This window comes from Dietzia sp. WMMA184, from assembly GCF_002441635.1.
Taxonomy (GTDB): Bacteria; Actinomycetota; Actinomycetes; order Mycobacteriales; family Mycobacteriaceae; genus Dietzia; species Dietzia kunjamensis.
The window spans coordinates 533,190-559,134 of record NZ_NXEI01000001.1; the positions used below are offsets into that span (position 1 = coordinate 533,190).

23 protein-coding genes are annotated in these 25,945 nt (G+C 71.3%); 13 read left to right on the forward strand and 10 right to left on the reverse strand.

Going from position 1 to position 25,945, the window contains the following annotated elements:
• The first annotated feature begins 9 nt into the window (after positions 1-9).
• The 11 genes from CK206_RS02465 (at position 10) to secG (ending at position 10,883) form a co-directional block, all read left to right on the forward strand.
• Positions 10-1,290, forward strand: coding sequence for a bifunctional 3,4-dihydroxy-2-butanone-4-phosphate synthase/GTP cyclohydrolase II (locus tag CK206_RS02465; protein ID WP_096905436.1), 1,281 nt, complete (start codon positions 10-12; stop codon positions 1,288-1,290).
• Positions 1,287-1,763, forward strand: a complete 477-nt coding sequence (gene ribH, locus CK206_RS02470; RefSeq protein ID WP_096905437.1) for a 6,7-dimethyl-8-ribityllumazine synthase — start codon at positions 1,287-1,289, stop codon at positions 1,761-1,763. Before CK206_RS02465 ends, ribH begins: the two co-directional genes overlap by 4 nt.
• Positions 1,760-2,233 carry a PH domain-containing protein gene (locus CK206_RS02475; RefSeq protein WP_067716366.1) on the forward strand — a complete coding sequence of 158 codons (474 nt, stop codon included), beginning with the start codon at positions 1,760-1,762 and terminating at the stop codon, positions 2,231-2,233. Before ribH ends, CK206_RS02475 begins: the two co-directional genes overlap by 4 nt.
• 6 nt (positions 2,234-2,239) lie before the next feature.
• Positions 2,240-4,321: an excinuclease ABC subunit UvrC gene (gene uvrC, locus CK206_RS02480; RefSeq protein ID WP_096905438.1), complete on the forward strand. Its 2,082-nt coding sequence runs from the start codon at positions 2,240-2,242 to the stop codon at positions 4,319-4,321.
• A gap of 4 nt (positions 4,322-4,325) precedes the next feature.
• Positions 4,326-5,216: an RNase adapter RapZ gene (gene rapZ / locus CK206_RS02485; RefSeq protein ID WP_067716361.1), complete on the forward strand. Its 891-nt coding sequence runs from the start codon at positions 4,326-4,328 to the stop codon at positions 5,214-5,216.
• Positions 5,217-5,224: 8 nt separating this feature from the next.
• Positions 5,225-6,193: a uridine diphosphate-N-acetylglucosamine-binding protein YvcK gene (yvcK, locus tag CK206_RS02490; protein ID WP_067716358.1), complete on the forward strand. Its 969-nt coding sequence runs from the start codon at positions 5,225-5,227 to the stop codon at positions 6,191-6,193.
• A 37-nt stretch (positions 6,194-6,230) separates the two neighbouring features.
• Positions 6,231-7,214 carry a DNA-binding protein WhiA gene (whiA, locus tag CK206_RS02495; protein WP_067716356.1) on the forward strand — a complete coding sequence of 328 codons (984 nt, stop codon included), beginning with the start codon at positions 6,231-6,233 and terminating at the stop codon, positions 7,212-7,214.
• A gap of 120 nt (positions 7,215-7,334) precedes the next feature.
• A complete protein-coding gene (gene gap / locus CK206_RS02500) occupies positions 7,335-8,351 on the forward strand; it encodes a type I glyceraldehyde-3-phosphate dehydrogenase (RefSeq protein ID WP_096905439.1) in 1,017 nt (338 codons plus the stop codon).
• A gap of 141 nt (positions 8,352-8,492) precedes the next feature.
• Entirely contained in the window at positions 8,493-9,710 is a 1,218-nt protein-coding gene (pgk, locus tag CK206_RS02505) for a phosphoglycerate kinase (protein WP_096905440.1), read from the forward strand.
• Positions 9,711-9,736: 26 nt separating this feature from the next.
• The gene (gene tpiA, locus CK206_RS02510) at positions 9,737-10,522 is read left to right on the forward strand and encodes a triose-phosphate isomerase (protein ID WP_067716347.1); all 786 of its coding nucleotides are present in this window, start codon (positions 9,737-9,739) and stop codon (positions 10,520-10,522) included.
• Between the two features lie 127 nt (positions 10,523-10,649).
• Positions 10,650-10,883, forward strand: a complete 234-nt coding sequence (secG, locus tag CK206_RS02515) for a preprotein translocase subunit SecG (protein ID WP_067716343.1) — start codon at positions 10,650-10,652, stop codon at positions 10,881-10,883.
• Between the two features lie 91 nt (positions 10,884-10,974).
• Here secG and pgl read toward each other — a convergent pair whose 3' ends face one another.
• The 5 genes from pgl to tkt are packed head-to-tail and all read right to left on the reverse strand — an operon-like array spanning position 10,975 to position 17,464.
• The gene (pgl, locus tag CK206_RS02520) at positions 10,975-11,697 is read right to left on the reverse strand and encodes a 6-phosphogluconolactonase (protein WP_096905441.1); all 723 of its coding nucleotides are present in this window, start codon (positions 11,695-11,697) and stop codon (positions 10,975-10,977) included.
• A 58-nt stretch (positions 11,698-11,755) separates the two neighbouring features.
• The gene (locus CK206_RS02525; protein ID WP_096905442.1) at positions 11,756-12,688 is read right to left on the reverse strand and encodes a glucose-6-phosphate dehydrogenase assembly protein OpcA; all 933 of its coding nucleotides are present in this window, start codon (positions 12,686-12,688) and stop codon (positions 11,756-11,758) included.
• Positions 12,673-14,250 carry a glucose-6-phosphate dehydrogenase gene (gene zwf / locus CK206_RS02530; RefSeq protein WP_371607061.1) on the reverse strand — a complete coding sequence of 526 codons (1,578 nt, stop codon included), beginning with the start codon at positions 14,248-14,250 and terminating at the stop codon, positions 12,673-12,675. The genes CK206_RS02525 and zwf overlap by 16 nt, the downstream gene beginning before the upstream one ends.
• Positions 14,250-15,356: a transaldolase gene (tal, locus tag CK206_RS02535; RefSeq protein ID WP_096905444.1), complete on the reverse strand. Its 1,107-nt coding sequence runs from the start codon at positions 15,354-15,356 to the stop codon at positions 14,250-14,252. Before tal ends, zwf begins: the two co-directional genes overlap by 1 nt.
• Positions 15,353-17,464: a transketolase gene (gene tkt / locus CK206_RS02540; protein ID WP_096905445.1), complete on the reverse strand. Its 2,112-nt coding sequence runs from the start codon at positions 17,462-17,464 to the stop codon at positions 15,353-15,355. Before tkt ends, tal begins: the two co-directional genes overlap by 4 nt.
• Positions 17,465-17,640: 176 nt before the next feature.
• Between tkt and CK206_RS02545 the strand changes: the two genes are divergently transcribed.
• Entirely contained in the window at positions 17,641-18,657 is a 1,017-nt protein-coding gene (locus CK206_RS02545; protein ID WP_256385623.1) for a heme o synthase, read from the forward strand.
• A gap of 42 nt (positions 18,658-18,699) precedes the next feature.
• Here CK206_RS02545 and CK206_RS02550 read toward each other — a convergent pair whose 3' ends face one another.
• A complete protein-coding gene (locus CK206_RS02550; RefSeq protein ID WP_096905447.1) occupies positions 18,700-19,668 on the reverse strand; it encodes a quinone oxidoreductase in 969 nt (322 codons plus the stop codon).
• A 112-nt stretch (positions 19,669-19,780) separates the two neighbouring features.
• Between CK206_RS02550 and CK206_RS20700 the strand changes: the two genes are divergently transcribed.
• Positions 19,781-21,364 (forward strand): hypothetical protein, encoded by a 1,584-nt coding sequence (locus CK206_RS20700; RefSeq protein ID WP_371606818.1) that lies wholly within the window; start codon positions 19,781-19,783, stop codon positions 21,362-21,364.
• A gap of 162 nt (positions 21,365-21,526) precedes the next feature.
• Here CK206_RS20700 and CK206_RS02560 read toward each other — a convergent pair whose 3' ends face one another.
• Genes CK206_RS02560 through mptB form a run of 4 tightly spaced genes read right to left on the reverse strand, consistent with a single transcriptional unit; the run spans position 21,527 to position 25,884 of the window.
• Positions 21,527-22,510, reverse strand: a complete 984-nt coding sequence (locus CK206_RS02560; RefSeq protein ID WP_096905448.1) for a heme A synthase — start codon at positions 22,508-22,510, stop codon at positions 21,527-21,529.
• Between the two features lie 38 nt (positions 22,511-22,548).
• Positions 22,549-23,340, reverse strand: coding sequence for an ABC transporter permease (locus CK206_RS02565; protein WP_096905449.1), 792 nt, complete (start codon positions 23,338-23,340; stop codon positions 22,549-22,551).
• Entirely contained in the window at positions 23,337-24,272 is a 936-nt protein-coding gene (locus CK206_RS02570) for an ABC transporter ATP-binding protein (RefSeq protein ID WP_096905450.1), read from the reverse strand. The genes CK206_RS02565 and CK206_RS02570 overlap by 4 nt, the downstream gene beginning before the upstream one ends.
• 25 nt (positions 24,273-24,297) lie before the next feature.
• A complete protein-coding gene (gene mptB, locus CK206_RS02575; protein ID WP_096905451.1) occupies positions 24,298-25,884 on the reverse strand; it encodes a polyprenol phosphomannose-dependent alpha 1,6 mannosyltransferase MptB in 1,587 nt (528 codons plus the stop codon).
• Positions 25,885-25,945: the final 61 nt, after the last annotated feature.

Consider the following 25,945-nt stretch of genomic DNA (forward strand, 5'->3'; position numbering starts at 1 on the left):
CCCGCAGCAGTGACCACCTTTGACGGCATCGAGCGAGCCATCGCCGACATCGCGGCGGGACGGGCCGTCGTGGTGGTGGACAGTGAGGACCGCGAGAACGAGGGCGACCTGATCTTCGCCGCCGAACTCGCGACGCCCGAGCTGATGGGCTTCCTCGTGCGGTACTCCTCCGGTTACGTGTGCGTCGCGCTCGAGGCGGAGGACTGCCTTCGGCTGGACCTGCCGCCCATGCGCGCCATCAACGAGGACCGCCACGACACCGCGTACACCGTGACGGTCGACGCGCGCACGGGGGTCTCCACCGGCATCTCGGCCGCCGACCGCGCCCGCACCGCGAGGCTGCTCGCCGCCGACGACACCGTGCCCGGCGACTTCACCCGGCCCGGCCACGTGGTGCCCCTGCGCGCCCGGCCCGGCGGCGTGCTCACCCGGCCCGGCCACACCGAGTCCGCCGTCGACCTCGCCCGGTTGGCCGGTCTGCGCCCGGCGGGCGTCATCTGCGAGATCGTGTCCGAGGACGACCCCACGACCATGGCGCGCACCCCCGAACTCCGGCGGTTCGCCGACGAGCACGGGCTGGCGATGATCACCATCGAGGCGCTCCAGGCGTGGCGCCGCGCGAACGAGGTCCAGGTGGTGCGCGAGGTCGCCGCCCGGATCCCCACGCCGGCCGGGACCATGACCGCCCACGGGTACCGCGACACCCTCCAGGGAGTCGAACACGTGGCCATGGTGGCCGGCGACATCTCGGGGGACGACCCGGTCTCCGTCCGCATCCACTCCGAGTGCCTGACCGGCGACGTGTTCCACTCGCTGCGCTGTGACTGCGGCCCGCAACTCGACGCTGCCGTCGCCGCGGTGTGCGAGGAGGGGCGCGGGGTCGTGCTGTACATGCGTGGGCACGAGGGCCGGGGGATCGGCCTGGTGCAGAAACTGCGCGCCTACCAACTGCAGGACTCCGGACGCGACACCGTCGACGCCAATCTCGACCTGGGCCTGCCCGCCGACGCCCGCGACTTCAGCCTGGCCGCACAGATGCTGCGCGACCTCGGAGTGACCCGCGTACGACTGATGACCAACAACCCAGCCAAGGCCGACGCCCTGCGCGCCGGTGGCGTGGAGGTGGTGGCCCGGGTGCCCATGCCGACGGCGGTCACGCCCGAGAACCTGCGGTACCTTCGCACCAAGCGCGACCGGATGGGCCACCTGCTCGAGGGGCTCGACGAGGGACCCGCCGGCCCGGCCGGCGCCGACGTGGACGTGGACGTGGACGGAGAGGATCAGCCATGAGCGGCAGCGGTAGACCGGAGCTGGTGATCCCCGACGCCCGCGGGCTGCGGCTCGGGGTGGTGGCCTCCACCTGGCACCAGGAGATCTGCGCCCAACTGCTGGACCGGGCCCTGGCCGTCGCCGACGCCTCCGACGCGGTGGTGACCCTGGCCCGCGTGACCGGAGCCGTGGAGCTACCGGTGGTGGCCCAGGAGCTCGCACGGACCCATGACGCCGTCGTGGCGCTCGGCGTGGTGATCCGGGGTGCGACCCCGCACTTCGACTACGTCTGTCGCTCGGTGACCGACGGGCTCACCCGGATCGCCCTCGACGAGGCCACCCCTGTCGCCCACGGGGTGCTCACCACCGAGAACGAGGGCCAGGCCCGAGACCGCGACGGCCACGAGGGGGCCTCCGAGGACAAGGGGGGAGAGGCCGTCGCCGCCGTGCTCGGCGCCGCCATCGCCCTGCGCGACCTGAGGACCGGTCGATGAACGAGAACTGGGAGTTCGAGCACCGGCCCCGTCGAATGCGCACCACCGCGATCGCCGTGGCGGTGCTCATCGTCATCGTCCACGTGGTGTGGGCGGTGATCCTCGTCCGCGGTGACACCGGGGTGACGATCGGGATCGCCGATCAGTTCGCCTTCGTGGTGATCGGGTTCATCTTCGCCGGGGTGCTGCTGACCCTCCTGCGGATCCGCGTCCGGGTCGGGCAGCAGGGCGTCGAGCTCCGCGGGCCGCTGCGCGTCCGGACCTGGGGCTGGGACGACGTCGTCGGGCTGACGTTCCCGCGCTCCAGCTACTGGCCCCGGCTCGAACTCCCGGCCTACGAGCACGCGGGGATCTGGGCTATCCAGTCCATCGACGGCCAGCACGGGATCGACGGCATGGCGCGCCTGCGCGAGGCCGTCCGCACCCACAAGCCCTCGGCCGCCGATCCCGAGACCGTCGCCGACCGCTGACCCGCCGTGGCCGATCCGCGAACCTACCGCCCGGCCCCCGGCTCGATCCCGACGGAGCCGGGGGTCTACCGCTTCCGTGACGAGCACGGGCGCGTCATCTACGTCGGCAAGGCGAAGAACCTGCGGAGCCGGCTGAGCTCGTACTTCGCGGACCTGTCCCTCCTCCACCCCCGTACCCGGCGGATGGTTCTCGCCGCGGCCGGCGTGCAGTGGACGGTCGTGTCCACCGAGGTCGAGGCGCTCCAGCTCGAGTACACGTGGATCAAGAAGTACGACCCCCGGTTCAACGTCCGGTACCGCGACGACAAGACGTATCCGATGCTGGCGGTCACCGTGGGGGAGGAGTTCCCCCGTGCCTTCGTCTACCGGGGACCCCGGCGCCCGGGGACCCGCTACTTCGGGCCCTACTCACACGCGTGGGCCATCCGCGACACCCTCGACACTCTGCAGCGGGTGTTCCCCGTCCGCTCGTGCTCCGCCGGGGTGTTCAAGCGGCAGGCGCAGCTCGGCAGGCCCTGTCTGCTGGGATACATCGACAAGTGCGCCGCCCCCTGCATCGGACGGGTGACCCCGGACGAGCACCGCGCGATTGTCAACGAGCTCATCGACTTCCTGGCCGGACGTACCGATGCGATCATGCGCCGCATCGAGAAGCGGATGCTCGAGGCCTCCGCGGACCTCGACTTCGAACGGGCCGCGCGGCTGCGTGACGACCTCGGCGCCATGCGGCGTGCGATGGAGAAGCAGGCCGTCGTGCTGGGTGACGGCACCGACGCCGACGTGGTGGGCGTCGAGGTCGACGAACTGCAGGTCTCCGTCCAGGTGTTCCACGTGCGCGGGGGCCGCATCCGCGGTCAGCGCGGCTGGGTGGTCGAACACGCCCACGGCGTCGACGCCGACGGCGAGTTCGACGCGGCCCGTGCCGTGCCCGGGGTCGTCTCCGACTATCTCGCGCAGTTCTACGGGGGAGAGGCCGACCTCGCCGAGGCGGCCGAATCCGGCGACATCTCGGCTGCCGTACCCCGCGAGGTGCTGGTGCCCGCCCTTCCCGAGGACGCGGACGAGCTCGCGGACTGGCTCTCGGCGCTGCGCGGCTCCCGTGTGTCGCTCCGGGTGCCCCAGCGGGGTGACAAGCGGGCCCTGGCGGAGACGGTCCACCGCAACGCCGTCGAGGCCCTGACGCAGCACAAACTCCGGCGCAGCGGTGACCTCACCGCCCGCTCCGCGGCGCTCCAGGAGATCCAGGAGACCCTCGAGCTGGACTCGGCGCCCCTGCGCATCGAGTGCGTGGACATCTCCCACACCCAGGGCACCGCCGTCATGGCCTCCCTCGTCGTCTTCGAGGACGGCATCCCGCGCAAGAGCGACTACCGGCTCTACCGCATCCGCGACGCCGCGGGTGACGGCCACTCCGACGACGTCGGCAGCATCGCCGAGGTCACGCGTCGTCGCTTCCGGCGTCACCACGAGGACCCCTCCGTCACCCCGGACGAGGTCGACGGGCCGGTCGACGACGACGCGGGCACGGGGGGCACCGCCCCCGCGGCACGCCGGTTCGCCTACCCACCGCAGCTCTTCGTCGTCGACGGTGGTCGGCCCCAGGTCGAGGCGGCCGCCGAGGTCCTCTCCGAGCTGGGGGTCACCGACGTACCCGTGGTCGGGATCGCCAAGCGACTCGAGGAGATCTGGCTCCCGGGAGAGGAGTACCCCGTGATCTTCCCGCGCCACGGGGAGGGGCTGTTCCTGCTCCAGCGGCTCCGCGACGAGGCCCACCGGTTCGCCATCCGTGCCCACCGGAGCGCGCGGTCCAGGCGGATGACGGCCTCCGTGCTCGACGACGTCCCCGGCCTCGGGCCCACCCGTCGGGCGGCGTTGGTGGAGACGTTCCCGACCGTGTCCGCACTGCGCGCCGCGAGCGCGGACGAGCTGTGCGCCGTGCCGGGGATCGGTCCGGGGGTCGCCGCCGCGATCCGGGCGACTCTCGGTGGTGCCGAGCCCGCGGACGCGGCCGCCGCCGACGTGGGAGACTCGGGCGGGCAGCCCGACCGGGGACAGACCGACCCGGGACTGACCGATGACACGAGGTGAGACGATGGACGCAGGTGACGACGACGGCCACGCCGCGCGGGGGCGCGAGCTCCTCCTGATCAGCGGCATGTCCGGGGCGGGCAAGGGGACCGCGTCCAAGGTCCTCGAGGAATTCGGCTGGTATGTCGTCGACAACCTCCCGTTGACCTTCGTTGGCGACCTGCTCGCCCGGTTCGAGGAGTCCGACGACGAGCCCCTCCGCCTGGCGATCGTCGCCGACACCCGCAGCCTCGGGTTCGACGAACACCTCGGCGACCTCCTCGACCTGTTCGATCGGCGCCCGCAGGCTCGGATCCTGTTCCTCGAGGCCTCGGACGAGGCGCTGGTCAGCAGGTTCAACAACGTCCGTCGCTCCCATCCGCTGCAGTCGGGTGGCGGCCTGATCGACGGCATCACCCGGGAGCGCAGGATCCTCGAGGGGCTGCGGGGGCGTGCCGACGTCGTCGTGGACACCTCGGCGCTCAGTGTCCACGACCTCCGCCACCGGCTGGAGACCCCCTTCGGTGACCTCGGGTTCGACTTCCACCTCACCGTCGAGTCGTTCGGGTTCAAGTACGGCGTCCCCGTGGACGTCGACATGCTGATGGACATGCGGTTCCTGCCCAACCCGCACTGGATCCCCGAGCTCCAGCCGCACACGGGGCGCGACAAGCCCGTCCAGGACTACGTCCTCGCCGACGAATCCATCGAGGAGTACCTGCGCGCGGCGGTGTCCATGATCCGCCTGGCCATGACCGGCTACCGGCGCGAGGGCAAGCGCTACATGACGATCGCGGTCGGCTGCACCGGGGGCAAGCACCGGAGCGTGGCCATCTCCGAGTCGCTCGCCGGCAGACTGTCCGGCCTCGACTCGGTCGAGGTCCACGTACGCCACCGCGACCTCGGGCGGGAATGAGGCCGGCCATGACACACGACAGCGGTATCCCGTCCCTCGTCGCCCTCGGCGGCGGCCACGGCCTGTCGGCGACCCTCCGGGCCGCACGCCTCGTCGCCGACCACGTCACCGCGGTGGTGACGGTCGCCGACGACGGCGGCTCCTCGGGGCGACTGCGGCGCGAGCTGGGCATCCTCCCACCGGGCGACCTACGGATGGCCCTGTGCGCCCTCGCCGCCGAAGACGACGAGAAGGCGCTGCTCACCCGACTCTTCCAGCACCGCTACGGCGGCACCGGGGCGCTGGCCGGACACGCGGTGGGCAACCTCGTCTTCGCCGGCCTGTGGGAGCTGCTCGGAGACCCGGTCGACGCACTCGACGCGGTCGGGTCGATCCTCGGTGTCACCGGCCGTGTCCTGCCGATGTCCCCGGTCGCCCTCGACATCGCCGCAGAGGTCGTCGGTCTGGAAGCGGACCCCCGCGTCGTGCGGACCATCATCGGACAGGTCGCCGTCGCGACCACACCGGGCAGCGTTCGCCGGGTCACCCTCATCCCGGCCGCTCCGCCCGCCGCGGAGGGCGTGGTGGAGGCGATCACCGGAGCCGACCTCGTGGTCCTCGGACCCGGATCGTGGTTCACCAGCGTGATCCCCAACGTGCTCGTGCCCGAGATCGCGACGGCGCTCAAGAGGACGGCCGCGACCAAGGCCCTCGTGCTCAACCTCGCACCCCAGCCGGGGGAGACCGCCGGGTTCTCCGCCGAGCAACACCTCCACGTGTTGCGTCAACACGCTCCCGAGGTCGACATCGACGTCCTGCTCGTCGACCCGAGGATGCCGCTGAGCGCTACCGAACGCGAGCATCTCGAACGGGCCGCGGCGGGACTGGGGGCACGCGTGATGACCGCGGAGATAGCGAAGACCGCCGAAGATGGGACGATGAGGCCTGTCCACGACCCCGCACTGCTGGCCTCGGCGCTCGCCGACTCGGTGCGATGAGGGCCGGGTCGATGAGCCGAGAACGAAGGAGCAGGGCGTGTCGCTGACCGCACAGGTCAAGTCCGAACTGGTGAGGGTCCCCGTGGGGAACTCCGAGACCAGGAGGGCCGAGGTGTCCGCCCTGCTGAGGTTCGCCGGCACCCTCCAGGTCCTGTCCAACCGACTCGTGATCGAAGCGGAGGTGGACTCCGGCGAGATCGCGGACCGTCTCGCCGGCGAACTCGACGCCCTGTTCTCCGTCCCCTGTGAGATCCACCCGATCGGGGGTTCGGGCGGACGTCCCGCCCGCAAGTTCGTCCTGCGGGTCATCGACCGGGGTGCGGACCTGGCCCGTCAGCTCGGGCTGGTCGACAACGCCGGCCGGACGGTCCGAGGACTGCCGGCCGCGGTCGTCGGCGGCTCGGTCGCCGCCTCCGAGGCGGCGTGGCGGGGCGCGTTCCTCGCCCACGGTTCGCTCACCAAGCCCGGCCGCTCCTCGGCGTTGGAGGTCACCGCCCCGGGGGCGGAGGCGGCGATGGCGCTCGTGGGCGCGGCCCGCAGGTTGGGCGTGACGGCCAAGGCCCGCGAGGTCCGGGGAGGGGACCGCGTGGTGATCCGCGACGCCGAGGCGATCGGGGTCCTCCTCGCTCGACTGGGCGCGTCGTCCACCAGGGACATCTGGGAGGAACGCCGCTCCCGAGGCGAGGTCCGCGCCACTGCCAACCGGCTGGCCAACTTCGACGACGCGAACCTGCGGCGCTCGGCCCGGGCCGCCGTGGCCGCGGCCGCCCGTGTCCAGCGCGCCCTGGAGATCCTCGCCGAGGACGTGCCGGACCATCTGCTCGCCGCCGGTGAACTGCGTGTCCAGCACCGTCAGTCGTCGCTGGAGGAGCTCGGCCAGCTCGCCGACCCGCCCATGACCAAGGACGCGGTCGCGGGGCGCATCCGGAGACTGCTGTCCATGGCGGACCGCAAAGCCGCCGAGCTCGGGATCCCCGACACCGAATCCGTGGTGACCGAGGACATGCTCGACGAAGGCTGATCCACCCCGGCAGCACCCTGCGCGGGAGCGGTCCGCGCCGGGTAGTCTGGGTCACGTCCCGGGCTCCACCCGGCCCCGGTGACATCAAGCGTTCTCGCACCACCAATAAGGAGACAACACGTGACCGTGCGCGTAGGCATCAACGGATTCGGACGTATCGGCCGCAACTTCTACCGCGCGGTGGAGGCTCTCAAGGCCGAGGGCAAGACGGACCTCGAGATCGTGGCCGTCAACGACCTGACCACGAACGACATGCTCGCTCACCTGCTCAAGTACGACTCCATCCTGGGTCGCCTGGGCAAGGAGGTCACGTTCGACGACTCGTCGATCACGGTCGGTGGGACCAAGATCGGCGCCCTCGCGGTCAAGGAGGGCCCCGCGTCCGTGCCGTGGGGTGACTACGGCGTCGACGTCGTCGTCGAGTCCACCGGCATCTTCACCGACGCCGAGAAGGCCAAGGGCCACCTCGAGGGTGGCGCCAAGAAGGTCATCATCTCGGCGCCGGCCAAGAACGAGGACATCACCATCGTCATGGGGGTCAACGACCACGAGTACGACGGCTCGCAGACGATCATCTCCAACGCCTCCTGCACCACCAACTGCCTCGCGCCGGTCGCCAAGGTCCTCTCCGACGAGTTCGGGATCGTCAAGGGCCTCATGACCACGATCCACGCCTACACGCAGGACCAGAACCTCCAGGACGCGCCCCACAGCGACATGCGCCGCGCCCGCGCCGCCGGCATCAACATGGTGCCCACCTCCACCGGTGCGGCCAAGGCCGTCGCACTGGTCCTGCCCGAGCTCAAGGGCAAGTTCGACGGCTACGCCGTGCGCGTCCCGCTGCCCACCGGCTCGCTCACCGACCTCACGGTCGAGCTCGAGAAGAAGGCCTCGGTCGACGAGGTCAACGCCGCGGTCAAGGCCGCCGCCGAGGGCGCGATGAAGGGCATCCTCAAGTACACCGAGGATCCCATCGTCTCCTCCGACATCGTCGGTGACCCGCACTCGTCCATCTTCGACGCGCCGCTGACCAAGGCGATCGACGGTCAGATCAAGATCGCCTCCTGGTACGACAACGAGTGGGGCTACTCCAACCGCCTCGCCGACATCATCGGCCTGGTCGGCAAGTCGCTCTAAGACCCCTCGGGACTGACATCCCCCGTACGACGATCCGGGCCCGGTCCGGGAACGCCCACAGCGTCCCGGCCGGGCCCGGAGCACATGGACCGGCAGCACCACCCACCATCACCACCGTTCTTCCGACAGGAGTCCCACCACATGGCCGTGAGCACGCTCAACGACCTGCTCGATGCCGGCGTAGAGGGTCGCAAGATCCTCGTCCGCTGCGACCTCAACGTCCCGCTCGACGGCTCGACCATCACCGATGCGGGCCGGATCACCGCCTCGCTGCCCACGCTCAACGCACTGCTCGACGCCGGTGCGGCGCTGGTGATCACCGCGCATCTCGGCCGCCCGAAGGGTGAGCCCGACCCCGAGTTCTCCCTCGCCCCCGTGGCGGAGAAGCTGGGCGACGAGCTCGGGCGCTACGTCCAGCTCGCCGGTGACGTGGTGGGATCGGACGCCCGCGAGCGAGCCAACGGCCTGACCGACGGGGACGTGCTCCTGGTGGAGAACGTGCGGTTCGACCCGCGCGAGACGAGCAAGGACGAGGCGCAGCGGGCCGAGTTCGCGGCCGAGCTCGCGAGCCTGGTGGGCGAGGACGGGGCGTTCGTCTCCAACGGTTTCGGGGTTGTCCACCGCGCGCAGGCGTCGGTGTACGACGTCGCCAAGGTCCTCCCGGCCTACGCCGGCGACCTCGTCCAGAGTGAGGTCGAGGTCCTCGCGAACCTCAGCGGCGACCCGGAGCACCCCTACGCGGTCGTGTTGGGCGGCTCCAAGGTGTCGGACAAGCTCGCCGTGATCGAGGCCCTGGCGCCCAAGGTCGACACCCTGGTCATCGGCGGCGGCATGTGCTTCACCTTCCTCGCCGCACAGGGCCATGAGGTCGGCTCCTCACTGCTGCAGGAGGAGATGATCGACACCTGCAAGGACCTGCTCGCCAAGTTCGGCGACGTGATCAGCCTGCCCGTGGACGTGGTCGCCGCCGACGGGTTCGCCGCCGACGCCGCGCACTCCACGGTCTCCGCCGAGGCCATCCCGGAGGGGAAGATGGGCCTGGACATCGGCCCCGAGTCGGTGAAGGCGTTCAGCGAGAAGCTCTCCGCCGCCAAGACCGTCTTCTGGAACGGCCCCATGGGCGTGTTCGAGTTCGCGGCGTTCTCCGCCGGGACGCGCGGTGTCGCCGAGGCCATCATCACCGCGACGAAGAACGGCGCGTTCTCGGTGGTCGGCGGCGGCGACTCCGCCGCGGCCGTCCGCACCCTGGGTCTCGGGGAGGAGAACTTCTCCCACATCTCCACCGGCGGTGGCGCCTCGCTGGAGTACCTGGAGGGCAAGGAGCTGCCCGGCGTCACCGCCCTCGAGCGCAGCAACTGAAGACCGACGAGACCACAGGAGACAACATGGCACGCACCCCGCTCATCGCCGGCAACTGGAAGATGAACCTCAACCACCTCGAGGCCATCGCGCTCGTCCAGAAGGTCGCCTTCGCACTCCCGGACAAGTACCTGGAGAAGGTGGACGTGGCGTTCATCCCCCCGTTCACGGACATCCGTGGCGTCCAGATCGTCATCGAGGGCGACAAGCTGGGCTTCGCCTACGGCGCGCAGGACGTCTCGGTCCACGAGTCCGGTGCCTACACCGGCGAGATCTCGGCGGGGATGCTCGCCAAGCTCGGCTGCACCTATGTGGTCGTGGGCCATTCCGAGCGCCGTGACTACCACGCGGAGTCCGACGAACTCGTCGCGGCCAAGGCCGCCGCCTGCCACCGGCACGGGTTGACGCCGATCGTGTGTGTCGGCGAGAAGCTCGAGGTGCGGGAGGCAGGGGACCACGTCGACTTCGTCGTGAACCAGCTCTCCGAATCGCTCGCGGGACTGTCCACGGACCAGCTGGCCTCCACCGTGATCGCCTACGAGCCCGTGTGGGCGATCGGGACCGGCAAGACCGCGTCCGCCGCCGATGCCCAGGAGGTCTGCGCCGCCATCCGTTCCACGTTGGCCGATCTGGCCGATGACGCGACGGCCGAGCAGATGCGGGTCCTGTACGGCGGCAGCGTCAACGCCTCCACGATCGGCGAGCTGCTCGACCAGCCCGATGTCGACGGTGGTCTGGTCGGAGGCGCGTCGCTCAAGCCGGACGAGTTCGCCCAGCTGTCGGCGATCGCCGCCGGTGGCCCGTTGCCCTGACACCGCCCACTCCGGCGCGCCCGGCCCCGCGGGGTCGGGCGTGCCGGGATTCGCCGCGGACACCCGACCGGGTAGTCTGTAGCGGTCGCACCCGACCGCCCGACCCGACGTGAGGCACGATCCCTACATGAAGCTCGCCCTGGACATCTTCCTCATCACCACCAGCCTCCTGCTGATGCTGTTCATCCTGCTGCACCGCGGCAAGGGAGGCGGCCTGTCGTCGCTGTTCGGTGGCGGTGTCCAGTCCAGCCTCTCCGGGTCCAGCGTGGTCGAGCGGAACCTCGACCGGGTCACCGTGGTCGTCGCGATCCTCTGGGTCATCGCCATCGTGGCGGTCGGCCTCATGGTCAGGTTCGGCTGACCGACCGGTCCCCGGCGCGGCCCCACCGGCCGGGCCGACGACGGGGCGCGTCTCTTCCACCGGGTGGATGAGACGCGCCCCGTTCCTGTTCTCAGAGCACCATCGAGGCGGCCGGTCCGTCCAGGTGATACGTGGTCGACTCGGTGCCCACGGCACCGGCGACGGGCCAGTCGGAGGGGTCCGCCCCGCCCAGGCCCCTGGCCACCGCCTCCGCCTTCCCGTCCCCGGCGGCCACGACGAGCACGTGCCTCGACCTGCGCACCGCCGGGAGGGTGAAGGTCAGTCGCTCCGGTGGCGGCTTGGGGCAGTCATGCACGCCCACCGCGAGCCGCTCGGTCTCGGCGACCGCCGGGGTGTGCGGGAAGATCGAGTTCATGTGCCCCTCGGGTCCCATCCCCAGGAGGGTGACGTCGAACAGCGGCTCGTCGCCCCGGGGGAGGTCCACCGCGGCGAGGAACGCCTCGGCCGCGGCGTCGACGTCCTCGAACTCCGGTCCGCGGGCCGGCCAGCGGTGGACGGTGGCGCGGTCGCCCACGGTGCCGAGCAGGACGTCGTCGAGCTGTCCGTCGTTGCGTTCGGGGTCGTCTGCCGGGACGAAGCGCTCGTCGCCCAGGTAGATGGTCACGCGTGACCAGTCGAGATCGGCCCCGGCGAGTGCGGCGGCGGTCTTCACCCCCACCGAGCCGCCCGTCAGGGACAGCGTCGCGGTCCCGGCGGTGGCGATCCGTTCATTGAGGTGCCCGACGACGGCGAGGGCTGCCGCTTCGGCGAGGGTGTCCGCATCCGGGTGTACGAGATGGCGTGTGACTGACATCGGCGCTCCTGTGGTGGTGGTCCGGTGGGGAAGTGACGTCGAGGTCCGGGTCCCCTGCTCAGCGAACCGAGGCAGAGGTGTAGATGACACGGTCATGATTGGCCAACGCATCGGCGTACACGCCGTCGGTGTCCATCCGCCGTAGCTCCTCCGAGAGACAGTCGGCGACGCTGCGGCCGACGAGCGCCACCCGTGTGGGCGCCTGACCCGTGATGCGGAGCTCGGCGGAGGTCGCGCTGATCTGCTCGAGGACGATGGAGCCCGAGGCCCGCTCCAGGACGACCATCCTCGGGCCGACGGCCCGCAGGACGTCGATCCCGAGCCGGGACGCCAGCCATCCACCGGCCAGGTCCACCGACGCCGCCCGCTCCGGGCCGCACACCGTCGCCCCGGTGATGCGCTCGAAGGGCGGACGGTCCAGGGTCGCCGCGAGCAGGGAACGCCAGTGGGTGATGCGCGCCCACGCCAGATCGGTGTCGCCCGGGGAGTAACCGGCCGCCCGTTTCGCCAGCGCATCGGTGGGATGCCCCTCCGCGTCGGAGTCGACGATCCGGCGCTTCGCGAGCCTGCCCACCCTGTCCTCGGACAACAACGTGGGGGAGTGGCGGGGCCACCACACGGCGAGCGGGGTGTCCGGCAGCAGCAACGGCGTGACGAGGGAGGCCGACTGGGAGGCCATCGCACCGGAGGTGCGCAGCACGACGACCTCCGCCGCCCCGGCGTCACCTCCGACGCGGATCTGACCGTCGAGCCTGTCGGCGTCCGCGCGAGGTCCGCGGATCACCACGATGACCCGGCAGGGATGTTCCCGGCTGGCCTCGTTGGCCGCCTCGATCGCGGACTCGCTGCCCCGGACGTGATCGGTGATCACGATCAGCGTGAGCACCCGTCCGATCGTGCTCAGCCCGGCCTCCTCGCGGATCTGCACGAGCTTCTTGGCGATCCCGCGGGTGGAGGTGTCGGGTAGGTCGATGATCACGGTCGCCTCCATGCGCGGCCACTCCGGGCCAGAATCTCGTCGGCGCCCTTCGGCCCCCACGTCCCGGCCTGGTATTGCTCCGGTGTCCCGTCCGACTCCCATTCCTGCAGGACCGGGTCGAGGAGCTGCCAGCTCAGCTCGACCTCGCGGGAGACCGGGAAGAGCGAGGGCTCGCCCAGCAGGACGTCGAGGATGAGACGTTCGTAGGCCTCGGGGGAGGATTCCGTGAACGCCTCACCGTAGGCGAAGTCCATGTTGACGTCCCGGACCTCCATGGCGGTGCCGGGGACCTTGGAGCCGAAGCGCAACGTGACACCCTCGTCGGGCTGGACCCGGATGACCAGCGCGTTCTGCCCCAGCTCCTGGGTCATGGTCGCGTCGAACGGCAGGTGCGGAGCGCGCCGGAAGACCACCGCGATCTCGGTGACCCGTCGTCCCAACCGCTTGCCGGTGCGGAGATAGAAGGGGACCCCCGCCCATCGGCGGTTGTGGACCTCGAGGGTGATCGCAGCGTAGGTCTCGGTGGCCGAGGAGGGGTCGTACCCCTCCTCGTCCTTCAGTCCCACGACCTGCTCGGACCCCTGCCAGCCACCCGCGTACTGACCACGCGCGGCCGTCTCGGCAATCGGCAGTGCCAACGAGGTCGACTCGAGGACCTTGGTCTTCTCCGCCCGCAACGCGGCAGCGGAGAAATCGGTCGGTTCCTCCATCGCGACCAACGCCATCAACTGGATGAGGTGGTTCTGGATGACGTCGCGGGCCGCGCCGATGCCGTCGTAGTAGCCGGCCCGACCACCCAGTCCGATGTCCTCGGCCATGGTGATCTGGACGTGGTCCACGTGGTTGGCGTTCCACACCGGCTCGAAGAGCTGGTTGGCGAAACGCAGCGCGAGGATGTTCTGGACGGTCTCCTTGCCCAGGTAATGATCGATCCGGAATACCGAGTCCTCGGGGAAGACCGCACCCACCACCGCGTTGAGTTCGCGGGCGCTCGCCAGGTCGTGCCCGAAGGGCTTCTCGATGACCACCCGGCGCCAGGACCCCTCCGGGCCTCGGGTGCACCCCGTGCGATCGAGGTGCCGGCAGACGGTCGGGAAGTCATCCGGGGGGATGGACAGGTAGAACGCGTAGTTGCCGGCGGTCCCACGTTCGGCGTCGAGTGCCCCCAGCTGGTCCGCCAGATCGTCGAAGCCCTCGTCGTCGTCGAATGTCCCGGTGACGAACCGCAGTCCGGCGGCGAGCTGCTCCCACACGTCCTCGCGGAACGGGGTCCGGCACCGTTCGCGGGCCTGCTCGCGGGCGAACGCGGCGAACTCATCGTGGGTCCACCGTCGGCGGCCGAAGCCGATCAGGGAGAACCCCGGCGGGAGCAGGCCACGGTTGGCCAGGTCGTAGATCGCGGGGATGAGTTTTTTCTTGGACAGGTCGCCCGTCACACCGAAGATCACGAGACCGGACGGTCCCGCGATCCGGGGGAGCCGACGATCCCGGGGATCACGGAGCGGGTTGGCCCACCCCTCGGGGGCGCCGCCCGCGACCTCGCTGACCGAAGTCGCCCCGTCGTCCGGGCCGATCACGACCCCGTCGGGATCTCGTCGATCCGCGCCCTCACCGTGTCCACCAGGTCGTCCCAGGCGGTCACGAACTTCTGCACGCCCTGCTGCTCGAGGAGGGTGAAGACCTCGTCCAGGTCGATCCCCTCGGCGCGCAGTGCGTCGAGGGTGGCCCGGGACTCCTCGGCGGTGCCCCGGACCGTGTCGCCCTCGACGACGCCGTGGTCCGCGAACGCCTCGATGGTGCCGAACGGCATGGTGTTGACCGTCCCGTGGGTCACCAGACCGGTCACGTACAGCGTGTCGGGGTACGCCGGGTCCTTGACCCCCGTCGAGGCCCACAGGAGACGCTGGGGACGGGCTCCGCGATCGGCGAGTGCCCCGAAGCGTCCCTCGGGGTCGAACAGTTCCTCGTAGACCTCCTGGCAGAGGCGCGCGTTGGCCAGCCCGGCCTTGCCCCGCAGCTCCGACGACTCCGGGAGTCGCGAGTCGATCTCGGTGTCGAGCCGGGAGACGAACACGGACGCCACGGAGTGGATGGTGGACAGGTCGTGACCGGCGGCAGCGGCCTGCTCGAGTCCGGTCAGGTACGCCTCCGCCACCGCGCGGTACTGGTCCGCCGAGAAGATCAGCGTGACGTTGACGTCGATGCCCTTGCCGATGACATCGGTGATGGCCGGCAGCCCCGCCGACGTCGCGGGGATCTTGATCATGACGTTCGGGCGGTCCACCACCTCGGAGAGCTCCACCGCCTGCGTCACGGTCGCCGCGGTGTCGTGGGCCAGGCCGGGATCCACCTCGAGGGAGACGCGGCCGTCCACCCCGTCGGTCGCGCGGTGGACGTCGGCCAGCACGTCACACGCGTCGCGGACGTCGGACGTGGTCAGGGCCCGCACGACGGAATCCACGTCGCGGTCGGCGCGGACCGCCTCGGTGAGCGCGCTCTCGTACGCCGACGAGTCGGCCAGCGCCGACTGGAAGATGGCCGGGTTGGTCGTCACACCGACGATCGAATAGGCGGACATCCGCTTCTCGAGCTCGCCGGAGGACAGGAGCTGTCGGGACAGGTCGTCGAGCCACACGGAGACGCCGGCGGCGCTCAGGGCAGCGAGATTGGCGTTGGTCATGATGCCTCCCCGGCAGCGGCCGCGAGGGATTCGCGGGCCGCGGAGACCACCGCGTCGGCGGTGATCCCGAACTCGGTGAACAGGGTCTGGTAGGGCGCCGAGGCGCCGAAATGCTCGAGTGAGACGGCGCGGCCGGCGTCGCCGAGGAACCGGTGCCACGGCATCGCGATGCCGGCCTCGACGCTGACCCGCGCGCGGACGGAGCGGGGGAGCACCGACTCGCGGTACCCGGCGTCCTGCTGATCGAAGAACTCGACACAGGGCATCGAGACCACACGGGTCGCCACGCCCTCGGCCTCGAGGACCTCGCGGGCCTGCACGGCCAGCTGCACCTCGGACCCGGTGCCCATGAGGATCACCTCGGGGGTCCCGGTCGAGGCCTCGGCGAGGACATAGCCCCCGCGCTCGACCCCCTCGCGGGCGAGCTCCTTGGTGCCCTCGAGCACCGGGACGTCCTGACGGGTCAGGCACAGACCCTTGGGCCCGTCGAGTGCCTCGAGCATGGCGCGCCACGACGCCGCGGTCTCGTTGGCGTCGGCCGGACGCAGGATCGCCAGACCCGGGATGGCGCGCAGCGCCGCCAACTGTTCGACCGGCTGATGGGTGGGGCCGTCCTCGCCGAGCCCGATCGAGTCGTGGGTCCACACGTAGTACGCGTTGCTCCCCTGGAGCGCGGCGAGCCGGACGGCCGGACGCATGTACTCGCTGAAGATCAGGAACGTCCCGCCGTAGGGCCGGGTGGGACCGTGGAGGGCGATGCCGTTGAGGATCGCGCCCATGGCGTGCTCACGGACGCCGAAGTGCAGGTTGCGTCCGTACGGGGACGCGGTCCACGTGTCGGTCGAGATGGAGGACGGGCCGAAGGAGTCCGCGCCCTTGATGGGCGTGTTGTTGGAGCCGGCCAGGTCCGCGGAGCCGCCCCACAACTCGGGGAGGGTGGCGCCCAGGGCCTGGATGGCCTCGGCGGACGCCTTACGCGTGGCGACTCCCTTGGAATCGGCGTCCCACGTGGGGAGCCCGGCATCCCATCCGTCGGGGAGCTCGCCCGAGTACAGGCGATCGAACAGGGCCTTGCGCTCCGGGTTCGCCTCCGCCCAGGCGTGGAACATGTCGCTCCACTGCGCGTGGACGCGGGCACCTCTGTCACGGGCGGCCCGGGTGTGGGAGATCACCTCGTCCTCCACCGTGAACGGCTCGGTGCCGCCCATGCCGAGCGCCTCCTTCACGGCGTCGACCTCGTCCTGGCCGAGTGCCGCACCGTGCGAGGCCCCGGTGTTCATCATGGTCGGCGCCGGGAAGGCGATGATCGTGCGCAGGACGATCAGCGACGGCTTGTCGGTGACCGCACGCGCGTCGGCGATGGCCTCCTCGATGGCGGCCACGTCCTCACCGCCGTTCACCGTCTGGACGTGCCAGCCGTACGCCTCGTAGCGCGCCGCGACGTCCTCGTTGAGGGCGATCCGGGTGTTGTCCTCGATCGAGATCTCGTTGTCGTCGTAGATCGCGATGAGATTGCCGAGCTGCTGGGTGCCCGCGAGCGAGGAGGCCTCGGCGGTGACCCCCTCCTGCACGTCACCGTCGGAGGCGATCACGTAGATGAAGTGGTCGAACGGACTCTTGCCCGACGGCGTCTCCGGATCGAACAGTCCGCGCTCGTAGCGTGCCGCCATCGCCATGCCGACTGCGGAGGCCAGCCCCTGACCCAGCGGGCCGGTGGTGATCTCCACGCCGTCGGTGTGCCGCCACTCCGGGTGTCCGGGGGTCTTGGATCCCCAGGTCCGGAGCGCCTTGAGGTCGTCCAGCTCGAGCCCGAAGCCGGCGAGGTACAGCTGGATGTACTGGGTGAGAGAGGTGTGTCCACAGGACAGCACGAAGCGGTCCCGACCGACCCACGTCGGATCGGAGGGATCGTGCCGCATGATGCGCTGGTAGAGCGTGTAGGCGAGCGGCGCGAGGCTCATCGCGGTGCCCGGGTGGCCGCTACCGCAACGCTGCACGGCCTCGGCGGCGAGGACCCTCGCGGTGTCGACGGCGCGGGTGTCGAGTTCGGTCCAGTCGGACGGGTGGCGTGCAGTGGTGAGCTCGGTGATCTCCGACGCGCTGGTCACTTGTGGTTCTCCCGGGTCTGAGGGTGCGGCGCGGATCCGCGCGTATGTCGTGAACCACCTTAGTGGTCGCGGGCACGGCGGGGCGTGCGGTCCCCGCCCCCGCTCTTTCGCGGACCGCGCAGGGGGGACGTAGTATCGGGTCAGTAGTGCGTTGACGTCTGCTGCGAGGAGTTCCGGTGCACGATTCCACCCCGACCCGGAGTGGGGGGCCATCAGTCTCCCCTCCAGAGTCCACGGGGCGGCCGGCTCCGGCGAGCGGGCGAGCCCGCGCGGTCGACGTGGTGATGGCGTACATCGCCCTCACCAAGCCGCGCGTCATCGAGTTGCTGCTCGTCGCCGCCATCCCCGCCCTCCTCCAGGCCGACCGCGGCAACGTTCACCTCTCACTGGTTCTGCTCACCCTGGTGGGCGGTTGGCTGGGCGCGGCGAGCGCCAACTCGCTCAACATGGTCGTCGACGCCGACATCGACAAGGTCATGAAGCGAACCGAGCGTCGGCCGTTGGCGCGTCACGCGATCAGTACCCGGGCCGCACTGGTCTTCGGTCTGCTGCTCGGCGTCTCGAGCATGCTGTGGCTGGGTCTGCTGGCCGGGAGCTGGCTGGCCGCGTTCTTCATCCTGCTGACCATCTGTTTCTACGTGTTCGTCTACACGATGATCCTCAAGCGCCGCACGGCCCAGAACGTCGTGTGGGGCGGGGCCGCGGGATGCATGCCGGTCCTGGTGTCGTGGGCCGTGATCACCGATCATCTCCCCGAGGGGCAGGCGCACAACTGGTGGCAGGCGATCGTCCTGTTCCTCATCATCTTCTTCTGGACGCCACCGCACACCTGGGCGCTCGCGATGCGCTACAAGGAGGACTACGAGGCCGCCGGAGTGCCGATGCTCCCGGTCATCATGTCCGCCGAGGGGGTCACCCGGCGCATCACCATCTACACCTGGGTGACCGTCCTGTGCACGTTCGCCCTGATCCCCGCCGCCGGCTGGGTGTACGCGGCCGGCGCCCTCGGCTTCGGAGTGTGGTTCATCGTCATGGCACACCGCCTCGAGGCCGGTGTGCGGCGCGGGGTGGAGGTCAAGCCCCTCAAGTTGTTCATCCTGTCGAACAACTACCTGGCGGGGGTGTTCGTCGCACTGTCCGTCGACGCGGTCCTCGGACTCCAGACGATCGCGGAGATCTTCCCGATCGCCTGATCACCCACCCCCGCCCTCCTCAGCGGGCGGGGTCGAGGGTGCTCAGCGGGCGGGGTCGAGGACGACCGAACCCGTGGTCTGCCGGGATTGCAGCGCCCGGTGCGCTTCCGCCGCCTCCGACAATCCGAACGTCGCGCCCACCGACAACCGGAGCGAGCCGTCGACGATCCCCTCGAGGACCTCGCCGGCCCGCTCACGGAACTCCCCGGTCCCGGCGATGAAGTCACCCAGGCTCGGGCGGGTGAGGAACACCGAGCCCGCGGCGTTGAGTCGCTGTGGGTCCACCGGCGGGACCGGACCGCTCGCCGCGCCGAACAGAACCAGGGTCCCGCGGCGGGCCAGCGAGGCCAGGCTGTCGTCGAAGGTGTCCCGGCCCACGCCATCGAACACCACGGAGACACCGCCGTCGGAGAGCTCGCGGATCCTCTCCGGGGTCGCGTCGGGATAGAGCAGCACGTGGTGCGCCCCCAGCTCGCGACACAGGTCCGCCTTCTCCTCGGTCGAGGTCGTGGTGATCACCCGGTGGCCGTGGGCGACGGCCAGCTGGATGAGCAGCTGCCCGACCCCGCCCGCGCCCGCGGTGATCAGCACGGTGTCGCCGGGTAGGGCCCGGTGGGTGTCGGTGATCAGGTAGTGCGCCGTGAGCCCCTGCAACAGCATCGAGGCCGCCACCTCGTCGTCGATACCCTCCGGCACCGTCACCAGCGACTCGGCGGGCGCGACGACGTACTGGGCGTACGACCCCGGCACCTGACACCACGCCACCCGGTCGCCGACCATCAGGTCGGGCGTTCCCTCGCCGAGTTCCTCGACCACTCCCGTCCCCTCGCTGCCGGGGACGAACGGCAGATCCCGGGCGTAGGTGCCTTCGCGGAAATAGGTGTCGATGTAGTTGACCGCGATCGCGGTGGTGCGGACGAGCACGACGCCCGGTCCTGGTGAGGGGACACCCACCTCGACCGGTGTGAGCACCTCAGGTCCGCCGTGCCTGGAGATCTCTATGGCTCTCATGGCGCCCAGTATCCGGAAGTGTGTCGTCCGGCGCAGCCGGTGCCGGACTCCGGTTCGCCGGTTCGCGGGAGTCCCGGCGGAAGCGGGGCGGGGGAGGCGATAGGCTACCCCCATGAGCCTGCAGATCCTTTCCCAGTACGCCGGGGGGCCGCGAGTCCGGGCGACCGGCTGGCCCGAGATCATCACCAGTGGGTCCGGGGCGGCGGCCGCACCCGCCCGAGCCGATGCGGTCACCGACGAGGCGCCGGCGCCGTCCGCGCCTGACACGCAGGCGCAGGCGCCGGCGGGGGCTCCCGAGGCGACCGAACCCGTGCAGGAGGCGCCCGCCGCGACGCAGGAGGCGCCTGCCGAGGTGCGGCAGACCCCGGCCCCGGCGGCCGCCGGCGGCGCGGGCGGGGGGATCACCCTGGGTCGGCGCGCCCCGCGCGCCCCGGGCGGAGGGGCCTCCACGTTGCACGGTTCCCGGATCACGGAGGTCGACGGTGGCGCTCCCGCGGCGCACGCATCGACGGCGCCGGCCGCGGAGGTTCCCGCTTCGCCCGAGGCCCCGTCCGAGCCCGCTGCGGAGCCGGCGCCCTCCGCCCAGGCCGATGCCACCAAGCCGAGCACGGCCGCGAAGTCGTCGGACGAGCCGGTGGCCGCTCCGGCAGGGTCCGCCCCGACAGCGTCCGCCCCGGCGACCACGTCCGGCGGGGGACTGAAGCTCGGCGGTGGGTCCAAGGCCAAGGCTCCCGGCGGGGGGTCGGCGGGCAAGCTCGTCCTGGGTGGCGCGGCCGGTGCCGCGGCAGCCGCAGGTGCGGCTGCCGCCTCCGCTGGTGACAAGAAGGATGAGAAGGACGACGCCACGTCCACCGCCACGCCGGACGCAGCACCCGTAGCTCAGGCGGACCCCGCCACCCCGACCGAGGCGAGGACCGAGGCGGGGGCCGACTCCACGTCCGACGTCGACTCCACCTCCGCCGCCGATGCGTCCACCGTGTCGACGGAGAAGAAGTCCGGTGGCCTGACGCTCGGCGGCGGGAGCAAGGCCAAGGCGCCCGGTGGCGGTAAGTCGGGTGGCCTGACCCTCGGCGGCGGGAGCAAGGCCAAGGCGCCGGGCGGGGGCAAGAGCGGTGGCCTGACACTGGGCGGCGCCGCCGCCACCACGGACTCCGCCACCACGGACTCGGCCACCACGGACTCCGCGGCCGAGGGGAAGAGCGACGAGCCGACGGCGGGGAAGGCCGCTCCGGCGCCGTCCGCGACCGACCGCCCGGCGGATGCGCCGGCCGCGTCCCAGCCGGCGGCGGTGCCCCCGGCCGACGAGCCCGCGGCGCAGGAGTCGGAGAAGCCGGCCGCCGCGGAGGTCCAGCCGACCGAGAAGGCACCCGCCGAGAAGATCGAAGCGGCGCCGGTGCCGGCGGGTCCCACCCCACCGGCCAAGACGGTGAAGTTCGTCGAGAAGTTCCTGTCCCGGCACGGCGGCGCGGCGGACGTCGTCCTCCAGCCCGTGGGCCGCTGCGGGGTCCGCGTCACCCTGGTCGGCGCCGACGGCGTGCTGGGGGACACGATGGTCGACAGCCTGTCGCAGGCCGAGGCGGTCCGCGACGGGATCTCCGGCCTCACCGGATCGGACTGGACGCGCGAGCTGGTCTCGCGTACCGATGTCCCCGCCGGACACTGGAAGCGCATGGCCGGATCGGGCTCCCTGGTCTGACCTCCCGCGCGACAACAGCGGCCCCGCCGATCGGCGGGGCCGCCGTTGCTTCTTCGGTCGGCCTGGTGCGCGCCCCGAAGGGACCGGAGAGGACGCGCACCGGGCCGTCACCCGTACAGAGGCGACGCGTACCCCGCGACCCTACCGGGGTCGGCGACCCTGTCAGGCCGGCACGCGGTCCCGGATGACCCCCGCCGCCCACAGGGCGCCGGTGACGGCGGTGATCGCACCCGCCAGGGTCACGTGCGCCACGACCAGCAGCTCGGGCACCCCGAGCTGGTACTGGGTGATCCCGATGACCGCCTGCGCCGCGATGAGTCCGATGAGGATCGCGCTCCGCCGGATCGCGGGGCCCTCCGTCCGCAGCGCGACGAGCCCGGCCAGCAACCCGATGAGCAGACAGACGTAACCCACCATGAGTTCGGCGTGGAAGTGGACGAGCCACTGGATGGGCAACTGGAGGCGATCCGCCGCGGTGATGCGCGCGTCGCCGGCATGGGGTCCGGCCCCTGTCACCATCGTCCCGGTGGTGAGGACCCCGGTCAGCAGGACGGCCGACAGCACGGTCAGCCACGTCATGGGCTTGGGCATGACCCGCCGGGGCGGCGCGGTGTCGGCCTCGCCGATGCGGACGAAGAGGACGGCGGCGAGCCACGCGAGGATCATCGAGGGCAGCAGGTGCAGCGCGACGGTCCACCACGCGAGGCCGGCCAGGACGGTGATCCCGCCGATCACGGCCTGGGCGAGGATGCCCGCCGGCATGGCCCAGGCGAGTGCCTTGAGGCCGCGGCGGCGCCCGGCGCGGTACACGGCGAGGAGCAGCGCCACGGCGACCGCCGCGAGGACGAAGGTGAGCAGGCGGTTGCCGAACTCGACCGCCTGGTGCAGCGCCGGTGCGGCGCCGGGGACGGGCACGAAACTGGCCTCGTTGCACTGCGGCCAGGTCTCGCAACCCAGACCGGAGGCGGTCACGCGCACGGTGACGCCGGTGGTCATGATGCCGATCTGGGCGATGACGTTGGCGAGCGCGACGCCCTTCTGGACCCGGATCGACGGAACGGGCAGGCGGGACAACGGTCCGGTCGATCGCCCGGGGTCGCTCGCGGCCGGGGTTCCGGAGGTCGGGGCGTGCGATGTCGAGGTCACGGCCCCGATTCTAGGCCGCGGCGCGCCGGGGTCTGCTATCAGGTGAACGAGAAGTGACGCACGGCAAATCCGCCACACACGGCCGTCCAGAGGACCAGGGACAGCGCGGCCAGGGCGGGGACGCCGCCGGCGAGCGCCGTGCCCAGCGCGGAGGTCAGCGCGTAGGAGGGGACGACGACGAGGAGGTCGGCCACCGCGGAGGGGAGGTCGACCACCCCGATCGCGAGTCCGGCGCCCCCGATGAGGACGAACCAGATGAGGTTGGCCAGGGCCAGGACGATCTCCGCACGCAGGGTGCCCCCGAGTAGGAGCCCCATGGCGGAGAACGCCACCGATCCCAGGGCGATCACGAGCGCCCCCAGCGCCAGCCCCGGGAGTTCGGGCCGCCATCCCAGCAGCGCCGCGATGACGCCGAGGACGACCGCCTGGCCGGCCACCAGCACGAGCGTCGCGAGGATCTTGCCGAGGATGATGACCGCCGGCGGCAGGGGGGTGCCCCCGAGACGTTTGAGGGCGCCGTACCGGCGGTCGAAGCCCACGGCGATCGCCTGGCCGGTGAAGGCTGTCCCCATGACGGAGATGGTCAGTACCGCGGTGATCGCGTGATCGACCCGCGGATCCGGTACCGCACCGAAGTCGATCGCGGTGAGGCCGAAGAGGATGGCGACGGGGATGACCAGGGCCACGAGGAGCTGTTCACCGTTGCGCAGGAACAGGGCCAGCTCCATACGGGTCTGGGCGGCGGTCATCCGGGCCGGGGACGCCGGCGCCGACGGGCAGGCGAAGGTGCCGGGGGCGAAGCGGTTGCCGCCGGTCTGGGTGTGGGTCATCGCAGTTCCCGTCCGGTCAGGTCGAGGAAGACCTCCTCGAGACTCCTGGTGCGGGTGGCCAGGGAGGTGAGTTGGACGCCGGCACGCTCGAGGGCTGCACACATGGCGGTCATGAGTTCGGGGGAGACCGGGCCGTGGACCTCGAGGACGCCGGCGGCGGTCCCCGCCGCGACCGTGTGCTCCCCACCGAAAACGCCGGCGAGCAGCGACGGGGACACCTCGCCGTCGACGACGAGGGTGACGCCCTCCGCGGTCCCGGCGCGTTCGAGTTCGGCGGGCGTCCCGGAGGCGACGCGTCGGCCGTGGTCGACGATCACGACCTCGTCGGCGAGCGAGGCCGCCTCGTCCATGAGGTGGGTGGTGAGCAGCACCGCGGCGCCGTCGCGACGCAGCGCGTGTACGAGGTCCCACACGGCCCGGCGTGACTGGGCGTCGAGGCCGGCGGTCGGCTCGTCGAGGAAGACCAGCTCCGGCCGGCCGATGACCGCGATCGCCAGGGACAGCCGCTGTTGTTGGCCGCCGGACAGGCGCCGGTACGGGGTCCGGACGTGCTCGGTGAGCCCGAGTTCGCCCAGCAACCAGTCCGGATCGAGGGGATCGGCGTAGTAGGACGCCACCAGCCGGAGCATCTCGCCCACCCTGGCGGCGGGGTAGGAGCCGCCGCCCTGGAGCATCATCCCGATGCGGCTGCGGACCCGCTGGCGATCGATGACCGGGTCCAGGCCCAGCACCCGCACGGTGCCCGCGTCGGGACGGGCGAATCCCTCGCAGATCTCGACCGTGGTGGTCTTGCCCGCCCCGTTGGGTCCCAGCAGGGCCATGACCTGCCCGCGCTCGAGTCGCAGGTCCAGGCCGGCGACGGCGGTGGTCGCCCCGAACCTCTTGACGAGCCCCTCGACGTGCAGCGCGGGCGTATCCGTCGGAGAGGTCACGGGATCCGAGTGTAGGCCGGTCCGGCTAGCGGAAGCGCAACAGCCCCGGCCACCGGAACAGTGCGACGAGCAGGACGGCGACCACCGCCACGGTCGCCGCCCAGGCCTGGACGGTCACGAACGGGGGCAGTCCCGCACCCGGCGGGAGGGTGAAGCAGGCCAGCACCGCGCTGACGGCGACCACCGGGAGGCGGAATTCCACCCGTGAGGCCCACGCGGCCAACGGGACCAGCGCCCACAGGACGTACCAGGGCTGCACGACGGGGAAACACAGGACGATCGCGGCCATGGACACCCCCAGCCCACCGACCGGGTTGATCCGACCCGCCTGGACCGCGAACAGCATGCGGACGGTGAACGCGCCGGCCGCGACCAGGGCGGCGGTCTGCACCATGACGAGGATCTGTTCGGTGTGGTCCCCGAGCCCGAGATACTGCCCGATCCCGCCGACGATCACACCGAGCGCGGTGGGCGGGGAGAGCCAGCTGCGCAGCGAGGTGGCCGCCCCGAGTTTGGTGATCCAGCCGAGGCCGGACGAGGTGACGATCATCGCCACCCCGGTGGTCACACCGCTCACCGCCACCATGACCGACGCCGCGCGCAGGGTGGCGGACCAGCTCGCACCCCACCGGCGCGCCAGGGCCATGCCGATGAACCCCAACGCCACCACGGTGGGGAGTTTGACCAGGGCCGACCCGGTGACCAGGACGGTGCCCAGGATGAACAGCGAGGTGGTGCGCCACCCGGATCCGGGGGCGTTCACTGCGCGGAGCGCCAGAACCAGTCCGACCGCCAGCAGGCCCATCATCAGCGCCTCGGAGTGGATGCCGGAGACGAGGTGGAACAGGACCAGGGGGTTGGCCACGGCCAGCCAGAGGGCGGCGACGTCGGACACGCCGCAGTACTCGGCGAGCCGTGGGACGGCCCAGCCCAGCATGAGGATCCCGATCACGGCCACGACCCGGTGCAGGATGGTCCCGGCCACCACGTCGTCGCCGGTGAGCCCGTGGATGACCTTCTGCACCCCCAGGAACAACGGTCCGTACTGGTTGGGCGTATCACGCCAGATGTCCGGGACGTTGATGGTGAGCGCGTGGGAGGTCCCCAGTGCCGGGACCGGACCGAGTTCGTAGGGATCGTCGAGCTCGTTGCCGATCGCCCCTTGGGCCAGGTAGCTGTAGACGTCCCGGCTGAACATCGGCGGAGCCAGCGCGAGGGGGAGCGCCCATGACGCGATCACCCGGTCGAGCGTCGCGCGGTCGATCCGACCACTGATCCGACCCCGCCGATCCCGCCCGAGCACGTACGGGGCGAGCAGCAGCCAACACAGTGTCACCGTGACCATCCCCGCCATGACGACCGTCATCGAAGACTGCTGCAGGCGCAGCCACAGGCCGAACAACCGCTCGCCGGCGACCGGGTTCTGCAGGACCGGCAACGCCCCGGCCCCGAGCGCCCCGATCGCCATCGCCACGGCGGCGGTGGTGCCGATCCGCCGGATGCGGCGGAGCCGGGCCATCTCGGCCGCCAACGGGGATCCGGTGGGCGGCTCCTGCGTGTGGAGGCGGGAGGTGACGGACCCGGCGCCACGCCCGGGGATATCGCGTGCCACAGTCCCGACCCTTCCTCCACCACCGCCGCCTTCACGCACCGCGACGTCGTCGCGCTCCTCG